Annotated in this window: 17 protein-coding genes; 8 read left to right on the top strand and 9 right to left on the bottom strand. The window is 62.7% G+C overall.

All coding sequences use genetic code 11. From position 1 onward, the window contains the following. Positions 1 to 16 precede the first annotated feature (16 nt). Genes moaA through K3762_RS11845 form a run of 3 tightly spaced genes read left to right on the top strand, consistent with a single transcriptional unit; the run spans position 17 to position 3,361 of the window. The gene (moaA, locus tag K3762_RS11835; RefSeq protein ID WP_132444499.1) at positions 17 to 1,024 is read left to right on the top strand and encodes a GTP 3',8-cyclase MoaA; all 1,008 of its coding nucleotides are present in this window, start codon (positions 17 to 19) and stop codon (positions 1,022 to 1,024) included. 5 nt (positions 1,025 to 1,029) lie between these two features. Further along, entirely contained in the window at positions 1,030 to 2,325 is a 1,296-nt protein-coding gene (locus tag K3762_RS11840) for a 3-deoxy-D-manno-octulosonic acid transferase (RefSeq protein ID WP_260009507.1), read from the top strand. Then, positions 2,318 to 3,361: a glycosyltransferase family 4 protein gene (locus K3762_RS11845; RefSeq protein WP_260009508.1), complete on the top strand. Its 1,044-nt coding sequence runs from the start codon at positions 2,318 to 2,320 to the stop codon at positions 3,359 to 3,361. Before K3762_RS11840 ends, K3762_RS11845 begins: the two co-directional genes overlap by 8 nt. 61 nt (positions 3,362 to 3,422) lie before the next feature. Here K3762_RS11845 and K3762_RS11850 read toward each other — a convergent pair whose 3' ends face one another. The 5 genes from K3762_RS11850 to K3762_RS11870 form a co-directional block, all read right to left on the bottom strand. Next, positions 3,423 to 4,586 carry a M20 aminoacylase family protein gene (locus tag K3762_RS11850; RefSeq protein ID WP_120351344.1) on the bottom strand — a complete coding sequence of 388 codons (1,164 nt, stop codon included), beginning with the start codon at positions 4,584 to 4,586 and terminating at the stop codon, positions 3,423 to 3,425. 67 nt (positions 4,587 to 4,653) lie between these two features. Then, a complete protein-coding gene (locus K3762_RS11855) occupies positions 4,654 to 5,820 on the bottom strand; it encodes a M20 aminoacylase family protein (RefSeq protein ID WP_132444496.1) in 1,167 nt (388 codons plus the stop codon). Positions 5,821 to 5,846: 26 nt separating this feature from the next. Then, entirely contained in the window at positions 5,847 to 7,193 is a 1,347-nt protein-coding gene (locus K3762_RS11860; protein ID WP_132444495.1) for an FAD-binding oxidoreductase, read from the bottom strand. A gap of 96 nt (positions 7,194 to 7,289) precedes the next feature. Beyond that, positions 7,290 to 8,453 carry an acetylornithine deacetylase gene (argE, locus tag K3762_RS11865; RefSeq protein ID WP_260009509.1) on the bottom strand — a complete coding sequence of 388 codons (1,164 nt, stop codon included), beginning with the start codon at positions 8,451 to 8,453 and terminating at the stop codon, positions 7,290 to 7,292. A gap of 10 nt (positions 8,454 to 8,463) precedes the next feature. Next, positions 8,464 to 10,296: an ABC transporter ATP-binding protein gene (locus tag K3762_RS11870; protein ID WP_132444493.1), complete on the bottom strand. Its 1,833-nt coding sequence runs from the start codon at positions 10,294 to 10,296 to the stop codon at positions 8,464 to 8,466. Between the two features lie 313 nt (positions 10,297 to 10,609). Between K3762_RS11870 and K3762_RS11875 the strand changes: the two genes are divergently transcribed. The 4 genes from K3762_RS11875 (at position 10,610) to K3762_RS11890 (ending at position 15,761) form a co-directional block, all read left to right on the top strand. Continuing rightward, positions 10,610 to 12,331, top strand: a complete 1,722-nt coding sequence (locus tag K3762_RS11875; protein ID WP_120351349.1) for a peptide ABC transporter substrate-binding protein — start codon at positions 10,610 to 10,612, stop codon at positions 12,329 to 12,331. Positions 12,332 to 12,451: 120 nt separating this feature from the next. Next, on the top strand, positions 12,452 to 13,489 hold the full coding sequence (locus K3762_RS11880; protein ID WP_260009510.1) for an ABC transporter permease: 1,038 nt from the start codon (positions 12,452 to 12,454) through the stop codon (positions 13,487 to 13,489). After that, complete coding sequence (locus tag K3762_RS11885; protein ID WP_067936889.1) at positions 13,482 to 14,480, top strand: ABC transporter permease; 999 nt, start codon at positions 13,482 to 13,484, stop codon at positions 14,478 to 14,480. Before K3762_RS11880 ends, K3762_RS11885 begins: the two co-directional genes overlap by 8 nt. 207 nt (positions 14,481 to 14,687) lie before the next feature. Next, positions 14,688 to 15,761: a YeeE/YedE family protein gene (locus K3762_RS11890; RefSeq protein WP_120351351.1), complete on the top strand. Its 1,074-nt coding sequence runs from the start codon at positions 14,688 to 14,690 to the stop codon at positions 15,759 to 15,761. On the opposite strand, the gene K3762_RS11895 is transcribed toward K3762_RS11890, so the two are convergent. From K3762_RS11895 to K3762_RS11910, 4 genes are all read right to left on the bottom strand, one after another. After that, positions 15,697 to 16,965 carry a DUF3422 family protein gene (locus K3762_RS11895; RefSeq protein WP_132444491.1) on the bottom strand — a complete coding sequence of 423 codons (1,269 nt, stop codon included), beginning with the start codon at positions 16,963 to 16,965 and terminating at the stop codon, positions 15,697 to 15,699. The two genes, K3762_RS11890 and K3762_RS11895, sit on opposite strands and share 65 nt — an antisense overlap. A 217-nt stretch (positions 16,966 to 17,182) precedes the next feature. Beyond that, positions 17,183 to 18,616, bottom strand: coding sequence for an NAD(P)(+) transhydrogenase (Re/Si-specific) subunit beta (locus K3762_RS11900; RefSeq protein ID WP_120351353.1), 1,434 nt, complete (start codon positions 18,614 to 18,616; stop codon positions 17,183 to 17,185). Positions 18,617 to 18,629: 13 nt separating this feature from the next. Further along, a complete protein-coding gene (locus tag K3762_RS11905) occupies positions 18,630 to 20,204 on the bottom strand; it encodes a Re/Si-specific NAD(P)(+) transhydrogenase subunit alpha (protein ID WP_067630280.1) in 1,575 nt (524 codons plus the stop codon). Between the two features lie 241 nt (positions 20,205 to 20,445). Next, positions 20,446 to 21,162, bottom strand: coding sequence for a hypothetical protein (locus K3762_RS11910; protein ID WP_260009511.1), 717 nt, complete (start codon positions 21,160 to 21,162; stop codon positions 20,446 to 20,448). A gap of 233 nt (positions 21,163 to 21,395) precedes the next feature. Here K3762_RS11910 and K3762_RS11915 point away from each other — a divergent pair, with 233 nt between their 5' ends. Further along, on the top strand, positions 21,396 to 22,148 hold the full coding sequence (locus K3762_RS11915) for an SDR family NAD(P)-dependent oxidoreductase (RefSeq protein ID WP_132444488.1): 753 nt from the start codon (positions 21,396 to 21,398) through the stop codon (positions 22,146 to 22,148). Positions 22,149 to 22,185 lie beyond the last annotated feature (37 nt).

Raw genomic sequence — 22,185 nt, forward strand, 5'->3', positions numbered from 1 at the left:
GCATTACCTATGAGGCATGACAGCACCCCTCATAGACCCCTTCATGCGCGCAATCACCTATCTGCGCGTCTCCGTCACCGACCGCTGCGATTTTCGCTGCGTCTACTGCATGTCGGAGAACATGACCTTTCTTCCCAAGAAGGAATTGCTCACGCTGGAGGAATTGGACCGTTTGTGCAGCAACTTCGTCGACCTCGGTGTCGAGAAGCTGCGCATCACCGGCGGTGAGCCTCTGGTGCGGCGCGGCATCATGACCTTCTTCGACGGCATGAAACGCCACCTCGACAGCGGCAAGCTGAAAGAGCTGACGCTGACCACCAATGGCAGCCAGTTGGAACGCTTTGCCGATGATCTTTATGCCGCTGGTGTGCGCCGGGTGAACGTCTCGCTCGACACGTTGGATGAACAGAAGTTCGCGGACATCACCCGCTGGGGCCGCCTGCCGCAGGTGCTACGCGGGATCGACGCGGCGCAGCGCGCGGGCCTGAAGATCAAGATCAACGCCGTGGCGCTCAAAGGTTTTAACGAACCCGAACTGCCGCGCATCACCGAATGGTGCGCCGAGCGTGGGATTGACCTGACATGGATCGAAGTCATGCCGATGGGCGATCTGGGCAACGAAGACCGATTCGGTCAGTTCTGGTCCCTGAAGGACGTGCGCGCGCGCTATGCCGAACATTATACCGTTACCGATCTGGCCGAGCGGACCGGCGGCCCCGCCCGCTATGTGCGGCTCGAAGAGACGGGTCAGAAGATCGGCTTCATCACCCCGCTGAGCCATAATTTCTGCGAAAGCTGCAACCGCGTGCGGGTCACCTGCACCGGTGAGATTTTCATGTGTCTGGGCCAAGAAGACGTGGCCGATCTGCGCGCCCCACTGCGCGATCACCCCGATACGGATGTCCCGCTGCAAGAGGCGATCCGCGCGGCGATCGACCGCAAGCCCAAGGGGCATGATTTCGACTATTCACGCCAGCGTGTCGACGGGCAGATGCCGCGCCACATGAGCCACACGGGCGGCTGAGCCCGATGACCACGCCGTTCCTCTACCCGGCATGGGTCGCGGCAAGCACTGTGATGCTGCCCATCGCAGGACGGCAGTCCATGGCCAAGCTGCGCCGGGCCGAAGTTGAGCCGAAACGCGCGCGCGAAAAGCTTGGCCACGCCAGCCAGCCGCGCCCCGAGGGGCCGCTGATCTGGTTTCACGCCGCCTCTGTCGGGGAAAGCCTGTCGGTTTTGGCGCTGATTGATCGGATGGGCCGCGCGCTGCCGCAGGCGCATTTCCTCATCACCTCCGGCACCGCGACCTCGGCCCGGCTGGTGGACCGACGCCTGCCGCCGCGCAGCCGGCACCAATTCGCCCCGCTCGACGCCCCCGGCCCGCTAAAGCGGTTCCTCAACCATTGGCGGCCCGACGCGGCGCTTTTCGTCGAGAGCGAGCTTTGGCCGCAGATGCTGCGGCGGACCCATGCGCGTGGCACGCCAATGGCGCTGATCAACGCGCGCCTGTCGCAACGCTCAATCGAACGCTGGCAGAAACAGCCCGCGCTGGCGGGGTTTCTCTTTGGTGTGTTTGACCTGATCCTGACGCAGAATGACGCGATGGCGCGGGCCATGACCACCATCAACGCCCCCGCCGATCGGGTCGCTCCGGGGATCAACCTCAAGTCTATGGCAGGCCCTCTGCCGCAGGACGATGACACCATCGCGCAGGCCCGTGCGGCCTTGGGCGACCGCCCCGTCTGGATCGCCTCCTCCACCCATCCGGGCGAGGAGAAAGCGGTATTAGAGGCGCATAGACAACTGCTTGAACAGGTCCCCGACCTATGTCTGATCCTTGTTCCCCGCCACCCGGAACGCGGGGACGAGGTGGCCGGCCTCATCGCCAGCGTCGGACTGACCCATGGCCGCCGGACGCGGGGCGACATGCCGCGCGAGCAGGTCTATCTGGCCGACACATTGGGCGAGCTGGGCACCTGGTACGCGCTGTCCGACATCGTCTTTCTGGGCGGATCGCTACACCCAATCGGGGGGCATAACCCCTATGAGGTTGCGCAGGCCGGGGCGATGGTGCTTTCGGGCACCCATGTCGCCAATTTCGCCGAGACCTTTGCCGAGATGGAGGCCGCAGGTGCCGCGCGTCTGGTGGCGGGCACGCAGGATTTGGCGGACCGTGTGGCGGATCTTTTGCGCAACGATATTGCCCGCGCCAGCGGTGTGGCCGCGTCGAAAACTTATGCCGCGGGGCAAATCGACAAACTCGACAGTATTGCCGAGCGGCTGATCACGGCCCTGCGCCTGCGAGAGGACAGCGCCGATGCCTGAGCTTTTCGTCACCAACTACAACCGCAATTTCACCGGCGTCTCGGCCACGGCGGCCAATGTGGTGCGCCAACAGGTCAATCGGCACGAGTTGGTGTTAGTGGGCCACCCCCTGCCCGGCTGCCCGGTGCCGCTGACCCGTGCCGCCGCGGGGCGGATCACCCGAAAACATCCCCCCCAAGACCGCCCCTTCGCCATCTGGCACGTCCGCCGTAACCCCGAGATGCGCAGCGCGCTTTGGCTGCGCGATGTACGCGGGGCGAATATCCGGATCGTCTTCACCTCTGCCGCGCAGCGCCTGCATTCAGCCTATCCACGCTGGCTGATCCGGCAAATGGACGCGGTCATCGCCACGACCGAACGCGCGGCGGAGTTCGTGCCCCATGTCCGCGCCGTGGTGCCGCATGGGGTGGATACCGATGTCTTCTCTCCCGCCACCAACCGGGGCGCCGCTTGGGAGCAATTGGGCTTTGGTGGCACTCATGGCATCGCCACCGTGGGGCGCATTCGGCCCGAGAAAGGCACCGACCTTTTCGTGGAGGCGATGCTGCGCTTGCTGCCCGAACGCCCCGGCGCGGTGGCGCTGGTGATTGGCCGCGCGGGCGGCAAACATGAGGCGTTTCTGACCAAGCTCAAGGCGCAGGTCGAGGCGGCGGGACTCGCGGAGCGGCTGCTTTTCGTGGGCGAATACCCTGCCGCCGACCTGCCCAAACTGATGCGCGCGCTGTCGCTGGTGGTGCAACTGCCGCGCTACGAGGGCTATGGCATGGTCCCGCTCGAAGCGCTGGCCTCGGGCGTGCCCTTCGTGGGCAGCGATGCAGGGTATTACGGCGCTTTTTCGAACGGTGGCCGTGTGGGCAAGGTGGTCCCCCTTGGCGCGGCGGAGGCTGCGGCCCAAGCCGCGCGGTCCCTGCTTGAGCGAGAGGACCAAGCCGCTCTGTCAGAAGCTGCGCGCCACTGGGCCGAACACCGCTTTAGCGCGCGGGCCGAGGCCGATGGGATCGAAGCCGTCTATAACGCGCTGTGGGAACGCGGCTAGGCCCGCGAAAGAAAAACGCGCCCCCGAAGGAGGCGCGCTAGGATCGTTTCTGATTGCGGGATCAGGCCGCTGGCATCCGCTGCTCGACGATACCCGCCCACCAGCTACAGCCTGCCGGGATCGCCTCATCGTTGAAGTTATACTCCGGATGGTGCACCGCCGCCGTGTCGCCGTTGCCGACGAGGATATAGGCACCGGGGCGTTCTTCGAGCATGAAGGCGAAGTCTTCCCCCCCCATGACCAGCGGCGCCTCGACGCAATCGCCCGAGATTGAGCGTGCCACATCGGCGGCAAACTCGGTCTGCTCTTCGTGGTTCACCATGACCGGATAGCCGCGGTGGTAGGTCACATCCGCTGTGCCGCCAAAGGTGCCCGCGATGCCGTTGCAAATCTCGTTGATCCGCTTTTCGGCAAGGCTGCGCATATCCGCCGACATCGTGCGCACGGTGCCTTTCATCTGCACCCGCTGCGGGATCACGTTGAAGGCTTTGGAAGATGTCTCAAAGGCGGTGACCGAGACGACGATCTGCTCCACCGGGTCGGCATTGCGCGATGTGATGGTTTGCAGCGCGAGCACGGCCTGCGCGGCCATCACGGTTGTGTCGACGGTCTCATGCGGCTTGGCGGCATGGCCGCCGCGGCCCTCAAAGGTGATGTCGAACTGATCCGTCGCAGCAAAGAAAGACCCCGGGCGGATGCCGAAAGAGCCCGTGGGCATGCCCGGCCAGTTGTGCATCCCATAGACTTCTTGGATGCCAAAACGGTCCATCATACCGTCCTCGCACATCTCACGGCCACCGCCGCCGCCCTCTTCGGCGGGCTGGAAGATCACCACGACGGTACCGTCGAAATTGCGGGTCTCGGCTAGATATTGCGCCGCCCCCAGCAGCATCGCGGTGTGGCCGTCATGACCGCAGGCATGCATCGCGCCGTCGGTCTTAGAGGCATACTCAAGCCCGGTCTGTTCGTGGATCGGCAGCGCGTCCATGTCGGCGCGCAGCCCGATGACCTTGCCCGATCCGGTTTCCTTGCCCTTGATCACGCCGACGACGCCGGTGCGGCCAATGCCCTCGACGACCTCGTCGCAGCCGAAGCTGCGCAGTTTCTCGGCCACGGTGGCCGAGGTGCGGTGCGTCTCAAAGAGGATTTCGGGGTTTTCATGCAGATCGCGGCGCCATGCGGTGATGTCGTCATGCAGCTCGGCAAATCGGTTCTTAACGGCCATTTGGGAAGTATCCTCCGGAGTTGGGTTGGCGCTGATTTTCATGCAGTCGCATTTATCTGCCACATGCTTACGCCCTTGCCAGCCGGTCCTCAACCACCTGCGCGAACCATGAACAGCCCGCCGGGATTGCGGCATCGTCAAAGTCATATGCCGGGTGGTGCACCGTCACCCCGTCGCCGTTGCCGATCATGATATAGGCGCCCGGTCGCGCGTTGAGCATATAGGAAAAATCTTCGCCTGCCATGATGGGCGGGGTGTCGCGGTCGGTGCCGGGGGTGATCTTGTCGGCAGCCTCGGCGGCATAGCGGGTGTGGTCGCTGTGGTTGCGCGTGACGGGATAGCCGCGCTGATAGTCGATCTCTGCCTTGCACTGATGCGCTTCGGCAGTCAGGCGGGTGAGGTCGTGCAAGCGCTGCTCGGCCAAATCCTGCACCACGGGGTCCAAAGTGCGCACCGTGCCGCGCAGAAGCACCTGATGCGGCAGGACGTTGTGGCTGTCGGTATCGCTGCGCAGGGTGCAGACCGAGACGACGACCTGTTTCAGCGGATCGGTGTTGCGGCTGGCGATGGATTGCAGCGCGATCAACACATGGGCGGCAGCGAGGTTGGTGTCGATGGCCTCATGCGGGGCCGCGGCATGGCCGCCCTGCCCGGTCAGCGTGATGTTGAACTCATCCGCCGCAGCCAGCAGCGCGCCCTCGCGGATTGCGAAATGCCCGGTGGGGTGGCCGGGCATATTGTGCATGCCGTAAACCTCATCGATATCCCAACGGTCCATCAGCCCCTCTTGCACCATGACATTGCCACCGCCGCCGCCTTCCTCGGCGGGTTGGAAGATCAGCACGACGCGGCCATCGAAATTGCGCGTCTCCGCAAGGTATTGTGCAGCACCCAAGAGCATCGCCGTATGCCCATCATGGCCGCAGGCATGCATTTTGCCGGGGGTCTTGGAGGCATAGGGCAGCCCCGTCGCTTCCATGATCGGCAGCGCATCCATATCGGCGCGCAGCCCGATGGTGCGGTTTGAGCGATTGCTCTGCCCCTCGATCACCGCGACCACGCCGGTCTGCGCGATGCCGGTGGTGATGTCGGTGATGCCAAAGCTGCGCAGCTTGTCTTCGACGAATTTCGAGGTTTCGGGCAGGTCGAACATCAGTTCAGGGTGCTGATGCAGGTGGCGGCGCCATGCGGTGATCTCGGCGTGGGTCTCGGCGAAACGGTTCTTGATCGGCATGGGCTTTGTCCTTTGAAACAATGAGGTTAAAGCGCCGGACCGGGGCGGATGGGCGTGCCATCACTGAACCGGTCGGCGCGAAATCTGCTCAGATCATGCCCCGGCGCATCGCCCATGACCAGAGCGGCCAGCACCCGCCCCATCCCCGGCCCGATGCCAAAGCCGTGGCCCGACATGCCAGTGCCAATGACGAGGCCCGGAATTTGGGCGCAACTGTCCACCACGGGTACGATATCGGGCATTGTGTCGATCATGCCCGCCCATGAATTGCGCGCCGTGATGGGTGGCAGTTCGGGATAAAGCGCTGCGAACTGCTTGACCGTGCGGCGCAACCGGCGGTGATCGGGGGCAGGATCAAGGATGCGCATCGCTTCAAAGGGGCTGACGCTGTCCGCGGCCCATTGGCGCGGGGTGCGCCATGCATCAGGAAAGCCCTTAGGTGCAGACATCCGCAGCCGCTGGCCAAAGGGGGTGGCTCGCAACTGTGGGAGGTAGTGACGCAGGGCGCGGAAGGCATCTGGCCCGACATAGAGGTCGGGCGCCGCCCCCGGAGCCAGCGTATACCCCCCATCGGCGCGGCGGCGAAAGGCCAGCCCGGCTTCGGCCACGGCACCGGCGTGCACCTCGGGCAGCACATTGGTCGCCACCACGCTTTCGCGTACGGATAGCTGCGGCAGGGTGACGCCATGCGCGCGCAGGAAAAGCGCCGACCATGCCCCGCCCGCCAGCACCACCGATGTCGTGCGGATCGCCCCCGCTTCGGTGCTCACCCCCGCCACGCGGCCCGCGGCGAGGTCAAGCTTGCGCACCGCGCAGTTCTCGATGATGCGCACGCCCTCTTTGACGGCCAAGGCGGCCAGCGCTGGCACCGCGACCCAAGGTTCGGCCCGCATGTCGGAGGGGGTGATCAACGCCCCGGAGTAGCCTTTGCTCAGCCCCGGAAAAGCCGCCGCCACCTCGCCTGCGTCCATCAACCGGCTGTCGATCCCATTCGCCTTGGCGTGGGGCAGCCAGTCTGCGTAGCTCTGCATCTTGGCGTCAGAGTTTGCCAGATAGGTCACGCCGGTCTGTTTCAGCCCGATGTCGCGGTCAAGCTCTGGGGCCAGTTCGCGCCAAAAACGCGCGGCTTCGACCATGATTGGCAACTCATCCGGGTCGCGCCCTTGTTGGCGGATCCAGCCCCAGTTGCGGCTGGATTGTTCGGCGGCAATGCGGCCCTTTTCCAGCAGCGTCACCTGTTTGCCCGCCCGCGCCAGAAACAGGGCGGTGCAGACGCCGATCACGCCACCGCCGATGACCACCACCTCGCTGTCACGCGGCGGGGTGCGGGGGTAGCTGGCAGGGGTGGCAAGGGTGATAGGAAAAACGGACATGCGAACCCCGGAGGCTGGGACCGCGCGGCTGCACCGGGCGGCCGTGGAAAGGACAGGCCCCTGCGGGGGGCCTGCCCTAGGTCTGTCAGGGATGGCTCAGCCCTGCAAGCGGGTCAGCAGCCGGCGCATGAAGTCGTGACCGGCCTCGAATTGCGCCACGTCGATGAATTCATTGGGCTGGTGCGCCTGCGCGATGTCGCCCGGCCCACAGATCACGGCGGAATACCCTGCCTCTTGGAACTGCCCGGCTTCGGTGCCGTAGCTCACTTTGTGGCTGGCATTGTCGCCGGTGATCTGGCGCACGATCTGCTCGGCCTCGCCGTCCTTTTCGGGCTGCAGCGCGGGCACGTCGAAACGGGTCGAGGTCTCGATATAGGTTTCGGGCACCACGTCCTGCATCTGCTTTTCGACCTCACGGACCTTCTTGAGGTAGGCGGTGCCCCATTTGTCTTTGTCTTCACCCGGCACCACGCGGAAATCCATGGCGAATTTGCAGTCCTTGGCGGTGATGTTGTGGGCCGTGCCGCCTTCGATCACACCGACATGGGCGGTGGTGAAGGGCGGGTCGAACATCGCCGCCGTCTCGGTCGGTTTGGCGGCCATGTTGTCGCTGTTTACGTCATTGGCCCATTCGATGAGCTTGGCGCCCGCCATGATCGCGTTGACCCCGGTGTGCAGCAGCGAGGAATGCACCTCAAAGCCCACGAGGTGCGTGTTAAAGCCAATGCCGCCCTTGTGGCCAGTCACCGCCTGCATGGTCGAAGGCTCGCCCACGATCACCGCCAAGCCCTTGGGCACCACGCCCTGCATCGCTTGGATCATCGGCGGGGCACCGGCGCAGCCGATCTCTTCGTCAAAGCTGAGCGCGATCTGTAGGGGGCGTTTGACGTCTGCATAATGCGCCTCGACCAAAGCCCAGAGCGCCAGCGCGTCAAAGCCCTTCATGTCGCAGGTGCCGCGTCCGTAATAGCGGCCGTCTTTCTCGGTCACGGTGAAAGGGTCGGTGTCCCATGCCTGCCCGTCGACCGGCACCACATCGGTATGGCCCGAAAGCACCACGGCCCCCTCCTCCCACGGGCCCGCATGGGCGAAAAGCGCATGTTTGGGCTGATCAGGATCGACGTAGCGGTGGCTCTCGATCCCGTGGGAGGCGAGGTACTCGGCCACCCAGTCGATCAGCGGGATGTTGGTGTCCCGCGACACGGTGGGAAAGCTAATGAGTTTGGTCATCAACTCGAGCGGGGTCAGGCGTTCGTTCATTGGTATTCTTTCAATAGCCACTGTCGGTGGTCAGCACATGGTGCCCCGGCTCCACCTCGCGGTAGACCGAAGGCTCGGCCCGATAGCTGACAGAGTGGATCGGCGAGGGAATCGGTTTGAAGTTCAGGTCCTTCTCGGACTTGCGCCGGCGCGGATCGGCAATTGGCACGGCCTTCATCAACGCTTGGGTATATGGGTGCTGCGGGTTCTCAAACACCCGCTGGCGCGAGCCCATCTCGACGATGCGCCCCAGATACATGACGCCGACGTAGTGGCTTACCCGCTCCACCACCGCCATGTCGTGGCTGATGAAGAGGAAGGACAGTTCCATCTCGGCCTGAAGCTCCATCATCAGGTTGAGCACCTGCGCCTGCACAGACACATCAAGGGCCGAGACCGCTTCATCCGCGATGATCAGCTTGGGGTTCAGCGCAAGCGCGCGGGCGATGGCGACCCGTTGGCGCTGGCCGCCTGACAGCTCATGCGGGAAGCGGCGCATGAAGCTGCGCGGCAGTTCCACCCGGTCGAAGAGCATCTCGATCCGCTTGGTAATTTCGGCCCCCTTGAGGGTCGCAAAATTGTGGATCGGCTCGGCCACCTGATCCGCGAGTTGCATCTGCGGGTTGAGCGAGGCGAAGGGATCCTGAAAGATCATCTGCATGTCGAGCCGCGCGGTGCGCAAAGCTGATTGGTCGAGCGACATGATATCGACACCGTCAAGGTTCACCTCTCCCGACATCGGCTCCACCAGCCGCAGGATCGACCGTCCGGCGGTGGATTTGCCACAGCCCGATTCGCCAACGAGGCTCAGCGTCTGACCTTTGTTGAGCGTAAAGGACAGGTCTTCGACCGCATGCACATTGGCCACAGTGCGGCGCAGGAAACCGCCCTGCACTGGGAAGCGCGTGGTCAGGTTCCTGACCGACAAGAGCACCTCTTCGCGGCCCTTGATCGGAACGATTTCCTTGTCCTCACTGCCCAAAAGCTTCATCGGCTCGGGGTATGGCTTGCCCGTCATCTCGCCCAGTTTCGGCACGGCGGCCAAGAGCGCTTTGGTATAGGGGTGCTGCGGGTTCTCAAAGATCTCCTCGACGGTGCCTTCCTCGACCTTCTTGCCGCGGAACATGACGACGACCCGGTCAGCCATCTGCGCCACCACGGCCATGTCATGGGTGATGAACATCACCGCCGTGCCCGTTTCGCGCTTGAGCCGGTCCATCAGGGCGAGGATTTCGGCCTGAATCGTCACGTCGAGCGCGGTGGTGGGCTCATCCGCGATCAGCAGGCGCGGCTCGCAGGCCAGTGCCATGGCGATCACCACGCGCTGGCGCATACCGCCCGAAAGCTCATGCGGGTACTGCTTCAACCGGCGCTCAGGCTCAGGGATGCGGACCTGCTCCATCAATTCCAACGCACGTTCCTCGGCCTCTTGCCGGGACATGTTCAGATGCAGGCGCAGGCCCTCGGTCATCTGCTTGCCGATGGTAAAAACGGGGTTCAGCGCGGTCATCGGCTCTTGGAAGATCATGCCGATTTCATTGCCGCGAATCTTGCGCATGAGGCTGCCGCTGCTGGCCGCCAGATCGACCTGCCCCTTTTCACCACGCTCAAAAAGAAGGCGCCCGCCTGCAATTTCACCGCCGCCGTATTCGACCAGCCGCATCAGCGACAGCGAAGACACCGATTTGCCCGATCCCGATTCCCCGACAACGCAAACCGTCTCACCGGGGTTGATGTCGAAACTGACATCTTCGACGCCGACAACGGGGCCATCTTTGGTTTGAAATTCGACGCGCAGGCCCTGAATTTGGGCGATTGGCGCCCCGTTTGCGTGATCCAGCATCTGTTTCCCTGTTGTTTTTATTGGCGCAGATTTTGCCCGACGCTACGGCGAATGTCATGAGACTGTCAAACCTGACGCGGGCAGTTCGCGCTTTGTCATATTTGCGCCATGTCCGCCCTTGCAATTTTTGGGAAACCTGTTTCGATATGGCCCATGCGGTTTGGAAAGAACGCTTCGATCACAGGTTGAATATTGCTTTTTTTGTTATGTTTAGCTGGTGAAGCTCATGTTCTTTCTGGGGCGACAACAACAAGGCGGGGGCAATCCCGTCGACAAAAAGCGGCACGCCCACGTGTCCAACATGGAGTAAGATATGAAATTGAAGACCCTATTGATGGGGGCTGTCGCATCGACTGCGTTTGCCCCTATGGCCTTTGCAGAAGCCCATGAGGGCGAGCGTGGCCGCGACGGCGAAGTCAAAATCATTTATTGGCAGGCGCCTTCGATCCTGAACCCCTATCTGTCGAGCGGCACGAAGGACGTCGAAGCGTCCTCGCTGATCCTCGAACCCCTTGGTCGCTATGACGAAACCGGCGCGCTGGTCCCCTATCTGGCGAACGAAATTCCGACGCTGGAAAACGGCGGCGTGAGCGAAGACCTCAAGACCATCACATGGAAGCTGAAAGATGGGCTGATGTGGTCCGACGGCACCCCCGTCACCGCCAATGACGTCAAATTCACCGCCGATTACTGCATGAACCCCGAAGGCGGCTGCGCACAGTTGGCCAAATTCGAAGGTGTCTCTTCGGTCGATGTGGTCGACGACCAGACGGTCAAGGTTACCTTCTCCGAGCCGATGCCGAACCCCTACGGCCCCTTCATGGGCGGCCAGTCCCCGATCATTCAGGCAGCGCAGTTTGCCGATTGTACTGGCGCCAAGGCGCCCGAGTGTACCGAAGCGAACTTTAACCCCATCGGCACCGGCCCCTTCACCGTCACTGAGTTCCGCCCGAACGACGTGATCACCATGGCCGCGAACGAAAACTACCGCGACCCGAGCAAGCCCGCCTTTGCCTCGCTGACCTTCAAAGGTGGCGGCGACGCGACAGCTGCGGGCCGTGCCGTGATGGAAACCGGCGAATTCGACTACGCTTGGAACCTGCAATTGGCCCCCGATGTCATCGCCAAGATGGCCGAAGGCGGCAAGGGCAAGCCGATGTCGGCTTTCGGCACGCTGGTTGAGCGTCTGGAACTGAACATGACAGACCCCTCCCCGGACCTGCCGGAAGGTGAGCGGGCCACAGCCAAGCACCCGCATCCGTTCCTCACCGATGAGAGCGTCCGCCGGGCACTGTCGATGGCGATTGACCGCGAACTGCTGGTCGAAGTCGGCTACGGCCAAGCGGGCCGCGCCACCTGTAACATGGTGCCCGCGCCAGAGCTTTACGCCTCCGACAACACCGACTGCCTGACCCAAGACATCGAAGGCGCCAAGGCGCTCTTGGACGAAGCGGGCTGGGTTGACAGCGATGGCGACGGCATCCGCGAAAAAGACGGCGTGAAGCTGGAAATCCTTTACCAGACCTCGACCAACGCCGTGCGTCAGGACTTCCAAGCGCTGATCAAGGATTGGTGGAGCCAGATCGGTGTTGAAACCGAATTGCGCAACATCGACGCTTCGGTCTTCTTTGGGGGCGACCCCGGTTCGACCGACACGTTCCAGCGTTTCTATGCAGACGTTGAAATGTACGCCAACAACTTCGATGGCACCGACCCGCAAAGCTATCTGGCTCAGCGGACCTGCGCCAAATTCCCAAGCCCGGAATCGCAGTGGCAGGGTGAGAACATCAACCGTTTCTGCGAAGAAGAGTATGACGCGATGGTGGCCGAGCTGGGCCGTACCGGCGAAATGGAAAAGCGTGGCGAACTGGCCAAAAAGCTGAACGACATGCTAACCAAAGACAGCTACTCGATCCTGCCGCTGGTTGACCGTGGTCGCGTTTCTGCTGCAGCCAACACCCTTGGTGGCGTTGTTCTGAACACATGGGACTCCGAGCTGTGGAATGCCGCCGATTGGTACCGCATGGAAGAGTGATCTAGGACGGAGGCGCGGCATGCTGCGCCTCCCTTCACCGACCTTTGGGGGGTGTGCGCCATCCGCACGCCCCCCTCTCGCCCCCACCCCCTCACAGACTGACCTACAAAGGCGACGCCCATGTTGACCTTCACCATCCGACGACTTCTTTTGTCGATCCCGACGCTTTTGTTTATCAGCCTGGTGATTTTCCTGCTGCTGCAACTCGCCCCCGGCGACCCGATGGCCCAAGTGCCGCTGACGGTCCCGCCCGAGGTGAAAGAGAAAATGCGCGAGGCGCTCGGCCTCGGCCAGCCGATCTATATCCAATATTGGAAGTGGCTCGTGCAGGTCTTTTGGATCGAGCCGCAGGTTTTCATCGACTATCTCACCAACCGTTCTGCCCTGTTTAGCTGGCTGCCCGACACCAACCTTTCGGACGGCAAGCTGCGCGTGATCTCTTGGCAGACCCGTTCGCCTGTGATGGACATCGTGATCCAGCGCATGCCGCAGACCCTCTGGGTTGTCGGTCTGGCCTATATCGTGGGCATCGTCATCGCCATTCCCATCGGCATCTATTCGGCCTACCGTCACTATTCGGTCTTCGATCAGGCCGGGACGTTCATCACCATGATCGGCTTCTCGATCCCGCCCTTCTTTACCGGGCCTCTGCTGATCGTGATCTTCTCGGTCTCGCTGGGGTGGCTGCCGTCGATCTATGACACGACGCATGTCGTGAATGACTGGGCCAGCTTCAAAGTGCAGTTCATGCAGATGATCATGCCCGTCATGGTGCTGGCGCTGCAAACCACGGCGCAGATCAGCCGCTACATGCGCGGTGCCATGCTCGACAACCTCAACCAAGACTACGTGCGCACCGCTCGCGCCAAGGGGCTGAAGGAAAGCGTCGTCGTCATGGTCCATGTGCTGCGCAACTCGATGATCCCGGTGGTCACCATCATCGCGCTTGGCATGCCCGCCATCTTTGGCGGCGCCATCATCACCGAGAACGTATTTAAGGTGAATGGCATCGGCCAGCTTCTGTTGACCGCGCTGCGCGCCAACGATTTGCCCATGGTGATGACCCTGACCTTTATCTTTGCGGTGTTGATCGTGCTGTTCAACCTGATCGCAGATATCCTCTACGGCCTGCTTGACCCAAGGATCCGTTATGACTGAGCAACCCATTCCCGCCAGCCCGGTCGAAGCCGACCTCGAATTCATGAAAGCCCTGCAAGACAAGGGCCCGCAGAAGCCCCCGCGCAGCCAATGGCGCGATGTCTGGGACCAGTTCCGCAAGCACAAGGGCGCGCTTTTCGGCGGCGGTTTCCTGATCTTCATCACGCTCGCGGTGATCTTTGGCCCCTATCTGTGGGACATCGACGCCAAGAAGCTCGACATTCGCAACAAGAATTGGCGGCCGATCTATACGCTGCTGTGGGACGGCGATGCCAAGGCGGGGTGGAGCCATCCCTTCGGCACCGATCAATTGGGCCGCGACATCCTTGCGCAGATGCTTTTTGGCGGGCGCGTCTCGATGGCCGTGGGCTGGATGGCCATGGCGCTGGCGCTGATCATCGGCACGGCCGTCGGCGTGCTTTCGGGCTTTTTCAAGCGGATGGACTTCTGGCTCATGCGTTTCACCGATCTGATCCTCAGCCTGCCGATCCTGCCGCTGGTGCTTCTGGCGGTGACACTCTTCGGGCAACCGCTGCGCTCGCAGTTTGGGCCTGAGGGGGGCATGTTCATCCTCATCGTCTCGGTCATCAGCCTGACCTCTTGGATGCAGACGGCGCGGATCGTGCGGGGCGATATTCTGGCGCTGAAGGAACGTGAGTTCATCCTTGCCGCCCGCTCTATCGGCACCACGCCGGGCAAGATCATCCGCCGTCACCTGCTGCCTAACGTGATCTCGCCCATCATGGTCTCGGCCACCCTTGGCCTTGCCACGGCGATCATCACCGAAAGCGCGCTGAGCTTTCTGGGCGTCGGCTTTCCGTCGGACTTCCCCACATGGGGCAAGCAACTGGCCGACGCAGTGGACCGCATGCAGGAGTTTCCCGAGCGCGTGATGCTGCCCGGCATCGCCATCTCGCTGACCGTGCTGGCGGTGAACTACCTTGGCGATGGTCTGCGCGACGCGCTTGATCCGCGCATTCGCGGACGCTGAGCCAAATAAGGACCGACCGGCCCCCGCCCATCGCGACGGGGGCCGGTTGTTTCGCGGCCCCTGACGCAGGGTGAACAGCGTCGCCCATTTCTCCATCAAAACAGAAATAATTTCGCTGACGCCGGAGGCCCCCACGTCAGCTTTCGCTTGATTGTGACCCCCAGCCCCTCCAAATGGGAAATAATTCCGTTTTCGAGGGTTTTCGCGATGTTTGAGTCTTTCGGCTTTGAAGAGACGACAGCAAAAGAGGCGTCCGTTCTGCTGGCGGCGCTCATCGGGCTGGCGTTTGGCGTCTTGGCACAGCGCACGCGCTTTTGCTTTCGCCGCAGCCTCGTGGGCGAAGACCGGCGTCAAGCGCTCGGGGTCTGGCTCACCGCGCTGGCGCTGGCGGTGATCGGCACGCAGGCCGCCGTGGCCGCGGGTTGGATCAGTTTCGACGCGCATCGCTTTATGACCAGTGACGTGCCGTTTCTGGCGATTGGCATCGGCGGGCTGCTGTTCGGCGCGGGCATGGTGCTTACGCGCGGCTGCATCTCACGCCTCACGGTGCTGACAGGCGGCGGCAACCTGCGCGGGGCGCTGGTGGTGCTGGTCTTTGCCGTGGTGGCCCATGCCACACTCAAAGGGGTTCTGGCCCCGCTGCGCGTGGCGCTTGGGTCCGTGACCGTCGACATGGGCGACAGCGTGAGCCTTGCTGCCCTGCCCGGCGGTGCGCTGGTTTGGGGCGGTCTGATCGCCGTGGCGGCGCTGGCCTATGCGCTGCGCTCGGGCAACCGTCCGGGGCAACTGGTAATGGCCGGTTTGATCGGGCTTTTGGTGCCTGCCGCATGGGTCGGCACCGGGTATATCCTGCTGGATGAATTCGACCCGATCGCGATGGAGAGCCTTAGCTTCACCTCGCCCTCTGCCGATACTCTGTTCTGGACCATCGCCAGCAGTTCGATCCCCGCGGGCTTTGGCACCGGGCTTTTGGGCGGCGTGTTTGTCGGCGCGCTGGTCGCCAGCCTGATCGCACGAGAGTTTCAGTGGCAGAGCTTTGACGCCCCGCGCCAAACCGGACGCTACCTGACCGGGGCGGCCATGATGGGCGTGGGCGGTGTGCTGGCCGGGGGCTGCACCTTGGGCGCGGGCCTTTCGGGTGTCCCCACGCTTTCCGTCGCGGCCATCGAGGCCATCGTGATGATCGCACTGGGCGCGCTTGCCATGCAGGCGTTGCTCAGCCGATCTTCCGCCGCAGGTGGCGCAGCGTCCACCACACGCCAAGCACAACCGGCACGGTGACCACGGCGGTCAGCAGCCCCTTGCTGACCGCCAGCGGCTCTGCCAGCGGGTAGAGCAGATAGCTGACCAGTGAAACCGCGTAGTAGCTGATCGCCACCACAGACAGCCCCTCGACCGTATGCTGTAGCCGCAATTGCAGGTCGGCGCGGCGGTCCATGCTGGCAAGGATCGCTTGGTTCTGGGCCGAGCGTTCCACATCCACCCGCGTGCGCAGAAGGTCCGCGGCCCTCAGCGCGCGGGCTGCGATGGTCTGCAGCCGCGTCTCGGTAGATTTGACCGTGCGCATAGCGGGCGCATAGCGGCGCATCATGAATTCCCCAAACCCCTGCCGCCCCATGAAACGCGCCTCGCGCAGGGCCGAGATACGTTCATAGACGATGGCCTCATAGGCGCCCGTGGCGGCGAAGCGATAGGCGGTCTCCGCCGTCAGCGCCTCTAGCGCGACCGAAACATCCAGCAGCGCATGCAGCGTCTCTTCTGCCGCCGTGCCCGCCCCGCTGCGCATCGCCCCCATGAGGGTCGACAACTGACCATCCAGATCATTCAAGGCCGCCGCCATGTCGCGCGCCTGCATGAAGCCCAGCATCGACATCGCCTTATAGGTCTCAATCTCGCACAGCCGCTGAACGATCCGCCCAATCCGCCGCTGCCCGGTCGCCGCGTCGGTAAAGAGTGCCAGCCGCAGATGGCCAGCGGGATCAATCCGAAAATCGCTGGCAACCACCGCTGCCCCGTCGAGCACCTCTGCCACGGCGAGGCTCTCGGGCACGAACCAGTCTTGCAGGTGACCCGCGATCTCTTCGTCCTCATCTGGCTTCGGCAGGACCGCAAGCAAGGCCGAGGTGATCCGCTCCCCTTCTATGTCGGCCAGCCAATCATCGGGAAAGGCGGCGAAATCCGCAGCGGCGAAAGGCAGGCTTCGGCCAGTGGGGGCGATCACCGTATAGGTAACGAATTCGGTATGCTGCTCCCATTTCAGCGTGAAGCGGCCCATTTCCCCATAGTAGTGCGTGGCCGAAGCATCGGCGCGCGGCGCGCCGTAATGGGCCAGCAGCGCGTTCAACTCAGCCTGCGGTGCGGCATCCGGCGACGGTTTCACCGCAAGAAAGGCGACCCGCGAGGGCGCGGCGAGCTGCGGAAACGGGCGTGCGTGCATTTCGCCGGTGAGGGCAAGGCGCTGCGGGTGGTCTTTGATCGGGGCCATGAGGGGTTCCGCTGCTGGAGAGAGTTTCTTCCTCCAAGAATAGCGCTATCGCCGCCGATGAACAGAAGAAAAATACGCCTTTTCAGATACTTACTGCATACCGACGTATACCGCCCCTAGAAACGGCAAACGCCCCACCGTTTCCGGCGGGGCGTTTAAGATGTATAGGTCGGGAATTTTTTAAAAATTCCCGGTCGTTTTCTTTTAAAGAAAACGATTAGTCGATCAGCGGCAGCAGCTTGTCGAGGCTGGCCTTCGCGTCACCGTAGAACATGCGCGTGTTCTCTTTGAAGAACAGCGGGTTCTCGATGCCCGAATACCCGGTGCCCTGCCCGCGCTTGGAGACGAAGACGGTTTTCGCCTTCCAGCATTCCAGCACCGGCATGCCAGCGATGGGGCTGTTGGGGTCGTCTTGCGCCGCGGGGTTCACGATGTCGTTGGAGCCAATGACGATCGCGACGTCGGTCTCGGGGAAATCGTCGTTGATCTCATCCATCTCCATCACAATGTCATAGGGCACTTTGGCCTCGGCCAGCAGCACGTTCATGTGACCGGGCAGACGGCCCGCCACCGGGTGGATGGCAAAGCGGACGTTCTTGCCACGGGCGCGCAGCTTCTTGACCAGATCGCTGACCGCGCCTTGAGCTTGAGCCACCGCCATGCCGTAGCCGGGGATGATGATGACGCTGTCGGCCTCGTTGAGCGCCTGTGCGACACCGTCGGCCTCAATCGCCACCTGCTCGCCTTCGACCTCCATCGCCGGCCCAGATGTCCCGCCAAAGCCGCCCAATATCACGCTGACGAACGAACGGTTCATCGCTTTACACATGATGTAGCTCAGGATCGCACCCGAAGAACCGACCAAGGCGCCAACCACGATCAACAGATCGTTGCCAAGCGAGAAGCCAATCGCCGCCGCGGCCCAGCCGGAGTAGCTGTTCAGCATCGACACAACCACCGGCATGTCAGCACCACCGATGCCCATGATCAGGTGATACCCGATAAAGAGCGCCGCCAGCGTCATGATGAACAGCGGCAAGAAGCCCCCCGTGTTGAAGTACCAGATCAGGCAGATCAGCGAGAGCGCTGCCGCACCGGCGTTGAGCATGTGACCACCCGGCAGTTTCGTCGCTGCCGAGCTGACGCGGCCCGCCAGTTTGCCATAGGCGATGACAGAGCCGGTAAAGGTCACGGCACCAATGAAGATGCCGAGCACCAGTTCGACCCGCAGGATCGCGATCTCGACACTGTCCTTCTTGGCCAGCAGCGCCGCGAAACCTTCGGTGGAGGCGCGCGCCACCTCGTCCATCGCCATTACGTTGCCCAGTTCGATATGGGCGTTATAGCCCACGAAGACCGCCGCGAGGCCCACAAGGCTGTGCATCGCCGCGACCAGTTCCGGCATCTGCGTCATCTGCACGCGGGTGGCCAATTGGTAGCCGATCGCGCCACCGGCGGCGATCAGGATCAGCGAGAGGAGCCAGAACCCCGCCCCCGGCCCGATCAGCGTGGCGACAACCGCCAGCGCCATGCCGGCGATACCGTACCATACCGCGCGTTTCGCGCTTTCCTGCCCCGACAGACCGCCGAGCGACAGGATGAAGAGAACCGCTGCGACCACATAGGCCGCTGTCGTAAATCCGTATTCCATGATGCTCGCTCCTTCAGGATTTCTGGAACATGGCGAGCATGCGCCGTGTCACGAGGAAGCCGCCGAAAATGTTGATCCCACACATGAAGACCGACAGGGCGGCAAGAAGGATCACCAGCCACGAGCCAGAGCCGATCTGCATCAGCGCGCCCAGAATGATGATCGAGGAGATCGCGTTGGTCACCGCCATCAGTGGCGTGTGCAGGCTGTGCGCCACGCCCCAGATGACTTGGAAACCGACAAAGACCGCCAGAACGAAGACGATGAAGTGCTGCATGAAGCTGGCGGGTGCGACGAGGCCGACACCGAGCAGCAGCGCCGCGCCTACGGCCAAGAGCGTGACTTGGTTCTTGGTCTGCGCTTTGAAAGCAGCCAATTCGTCAGCCCGTTTCTCTTCCGGGGTCTTTTCTTTAACCTTTTCCTTCTTCGGCGCGGCTGCGATGGCTGCGACCTTGGGCGGTGGCGGTGGGAAGGTCACTTCTTTTTCGTGGGTGATGGTCGCGCCCCGGATCACGTCATCTTCCATATCGTGGTTGATGACACCGTCTTTCTCGGGCGTCAGATCCGTCATCAGGTGGCGGATGTTGGTGGCGTAAAGTGTCGAAGCCTGCGTCGCCATGCGCGAGGGGAAATCGGTATAACCGATGATCGTGACACCGTTGTCGGTGACGATCTTCTCGTCCATCTTGGTGAGCTTGCAGTTGCCGCCCTTCTCTGCCGCGAGATCGACGATCACGGAGCCGGGTTTCATCGCCTGCACCATGTCCTCGGTCCAAAGCTCGGGTGCTTCGCGGTTGGGGATCAGCGCCGTGGTGATGACGATGTCCACATCAGGCGCCAATTCGCGGAACTTGGCCAATTGCGCTTCGCGGAATTCGGGCGAGGAAACAGAGGCATAACCGCCCGAAGCCGACCCATCGGCCTGTTCTTCTTCAAAGTCGAGATAGACAAACTCAGCGCCCATCGATTCGACCTGTTCGGCCACTTCGGGGCGCACGTCGAACGCGAGCGTGATGGCACCCAGCGAGGTCGATGTGCCGATGGCGGCAAGACCCGCAACACCCGCGCCGACGACCAGCACCTTGGCCGGGGGCACCTTGCCCGCCGCCGTGATCTGCCCGGTGAAGAAACGGCCAAAGTTGTTGCCCGCCTCAATGACCGCACGGTAGCCCGCGATATTGGCCATGGAGGACAGCGCGTCCATCTTCTGGGCGCGGCTGATGCGCGGCACCATGTCCATCGCCATGACGGTCGCGCCTTTGGCGGCGGCGGCCTCCATCAGCTCTTTGTTGCCCGCAGGGTTGAACATGGAAATGAGCGTCTGGCCCGCGCGCAGGCGCTTGACCTCGGCGTCAGACGGAGGGCGCACCTTGGCAACCACATCGGCGGCCTTGTAGAGAGCAGCGGCGGTGTTCACCACCTCGACGCCTGCGCCCTCATATGCGGCATCGTCAAAGCCCGCAGCCGCACCGGCGCCGGTTTCGATGACGCATGTATGCCCAAGCTTTTGCAGTTGCAGCGCGCTGTCCGGCGTCATTGCGACCCGGTTCTCGCCCTCAAATATTTCCTTTGGTGTCCCGATCTTCAAACCAAGAGTCCCCCTTTGCTGGCCCGTCACGCCGCTTTGGCGCAACTTTGTTAGTCAGAGCGATAGCGCGCGCGCAGCAATAGTACAAGCAAACCGCTACGTGAAACGGAGCAAAATTGCTGCGCTGCGACACCGAGAGAACGGTTTGCTGTTTTCGGAGCGGAGATAGAACAGCCGTTCTACACCGCGACAATGGCATGGCCCGAAGGCCATACCAAATCGCCGACCCAATGCGTGGGTATCAGAGACCGGGGATCAGCCGGGCCAACCCGCGCTGGTCAAAGGTGGTCCCACGATCTGCACCAAAGGCGATCTCGCCGCCCAAACCGACGAAGGGTTCAGAGACGTTCACGCCGCCCGCTTCGGCCTTGGCCGAGCCGACCTCAAGGAACAGGTTGGTGTTAACCGATACGTCGCGGTCAAGACGGATTGCGAACCGGGACAGATCGCCGGTGTCATCGTCGGCCATGTCATAAGAGCCTGTCAGGCCAAAGCCCTCCTGCATCTCATAGCGGGCTTTGATACCGCCAAGCGTGGCATCGCCCAGATCCGTGGCGACATTGGCGATATAGCCCTCGAACTCCCATTCGCGGACTTCATGGCCAGCCTCGATCCCAAAGATATCGGCCTCATCGCCTTCGACGTCTTCAAAGGTGTAGAAAGCGCCGAAAGAGGTCGCGTCGTTCAGGTGATAGATGCCGTGCAGACCCAGCAACGTGCTGTCGATATCGGTAAAGCCAAAATCGTGATAGGCGGCATCGATTTGCAGGCTGAAATCGCGGCTGAACCCCAGTTCCATTGCGCCTTCGAGACCCCAGTGATTGAAATCGGTGTCTTCGGCAAAGGCCGAATAAGACAGCCCGACCGACCCGCCGGTGACTTCGACGGCCCCTGCCGTTGTCGCGCCCAATGCAAAGGACGCGGCCAGCGCCAGTGAGGAAATTTGCGAAAAATTCATGATACTGCTCCAATACAAAACAAGGCCCTGTGATCAGGTTACCTGCTGCAACCTGTGAGGGAATGTTCGCGCGGCTGCAAGGGTGGCTGTGCCCGCCCCAGATAATTGTGTCTGCGCCGCCACTACCCTGCGCCCCTCGCCTTTGCTGCCCCTCAAATAACGCCCCGTCATCCGAAGCTGCCTCTTGTCCTGCCGCCGCCAGCGCGCCACCCTGCCCGCAAAGGGGAGGCATTATGACATTGCAAGACAAACACGCATTCATCACCGGCGGTGGCACCGGCATCGGGCTCGCCATCGCGCAGGATCTGGCGGCCAAGGGGGCGCGGGTCACCATCACCGGGCGGCGGCAGGAGGTGCTTGACGCAGTGTCGGGCAATGGCATCACCGGCATGGCGATGGATGTCCGCGACGAGGCGCAGGTCATCGACACGATCGCCCGCGCGGTAGAGGCCAACGGGCCGGTGCAAATCTGCGTGGCAAACGCAGGCGTGGCCGAGGGGCGATCGCTGCATAAAACCGACCTCGATTTCTGGCGCGACATGATGGCGACCAATCTCGATGGCGCCTTTCTCACCATCCGCGAGAGCCTGAAATCCATGCGCCAGACCGATTGGGGCCGGGTGATCGCGGTGTCCTCCATGGCGGGGCTGCGCGGGCTGCCGGGGGCGGCCTGCTACTCGGCCTCGAAACACGGGATGATCGGGCTGATCCGCTCGCTTAGTGAGGATTACATGGGCCAGCCCTTTACCTTCAACGCCCTCTGCCCCGGCTATGTCGATACCGAGATCATCGCGCGCAATACTCAAGCGATCTCCAACCGCGCCGGGCTGTCCGAGGAAAAGGCCCGTGATGTCATGGTCAACGCCAACCGCCACAAACGCCTGATCGCCCCGTCTGAAGTGGCGGCGGCAGCGGCTTGGCTGGTTGGCGAAGGCTCGGAAAGCGTCAACGGCCAGTCGATCGAGATTGCGGGCGGGCAGATGTAGCAGCGTTAAGGGGAGTTTAACCAAGCTGCGCCAAACA

Origin of the sequence: Sulfitobacter sp. W074 (assembly GCF_025142275.1) — a bacterium.
GTDB lineage: Bacteria > Pseudomonadota > Alphaproteobacteria > Rhodobacterales > Rhodobacteraceae > Sulfitobacter > Sulfitobacter profundi.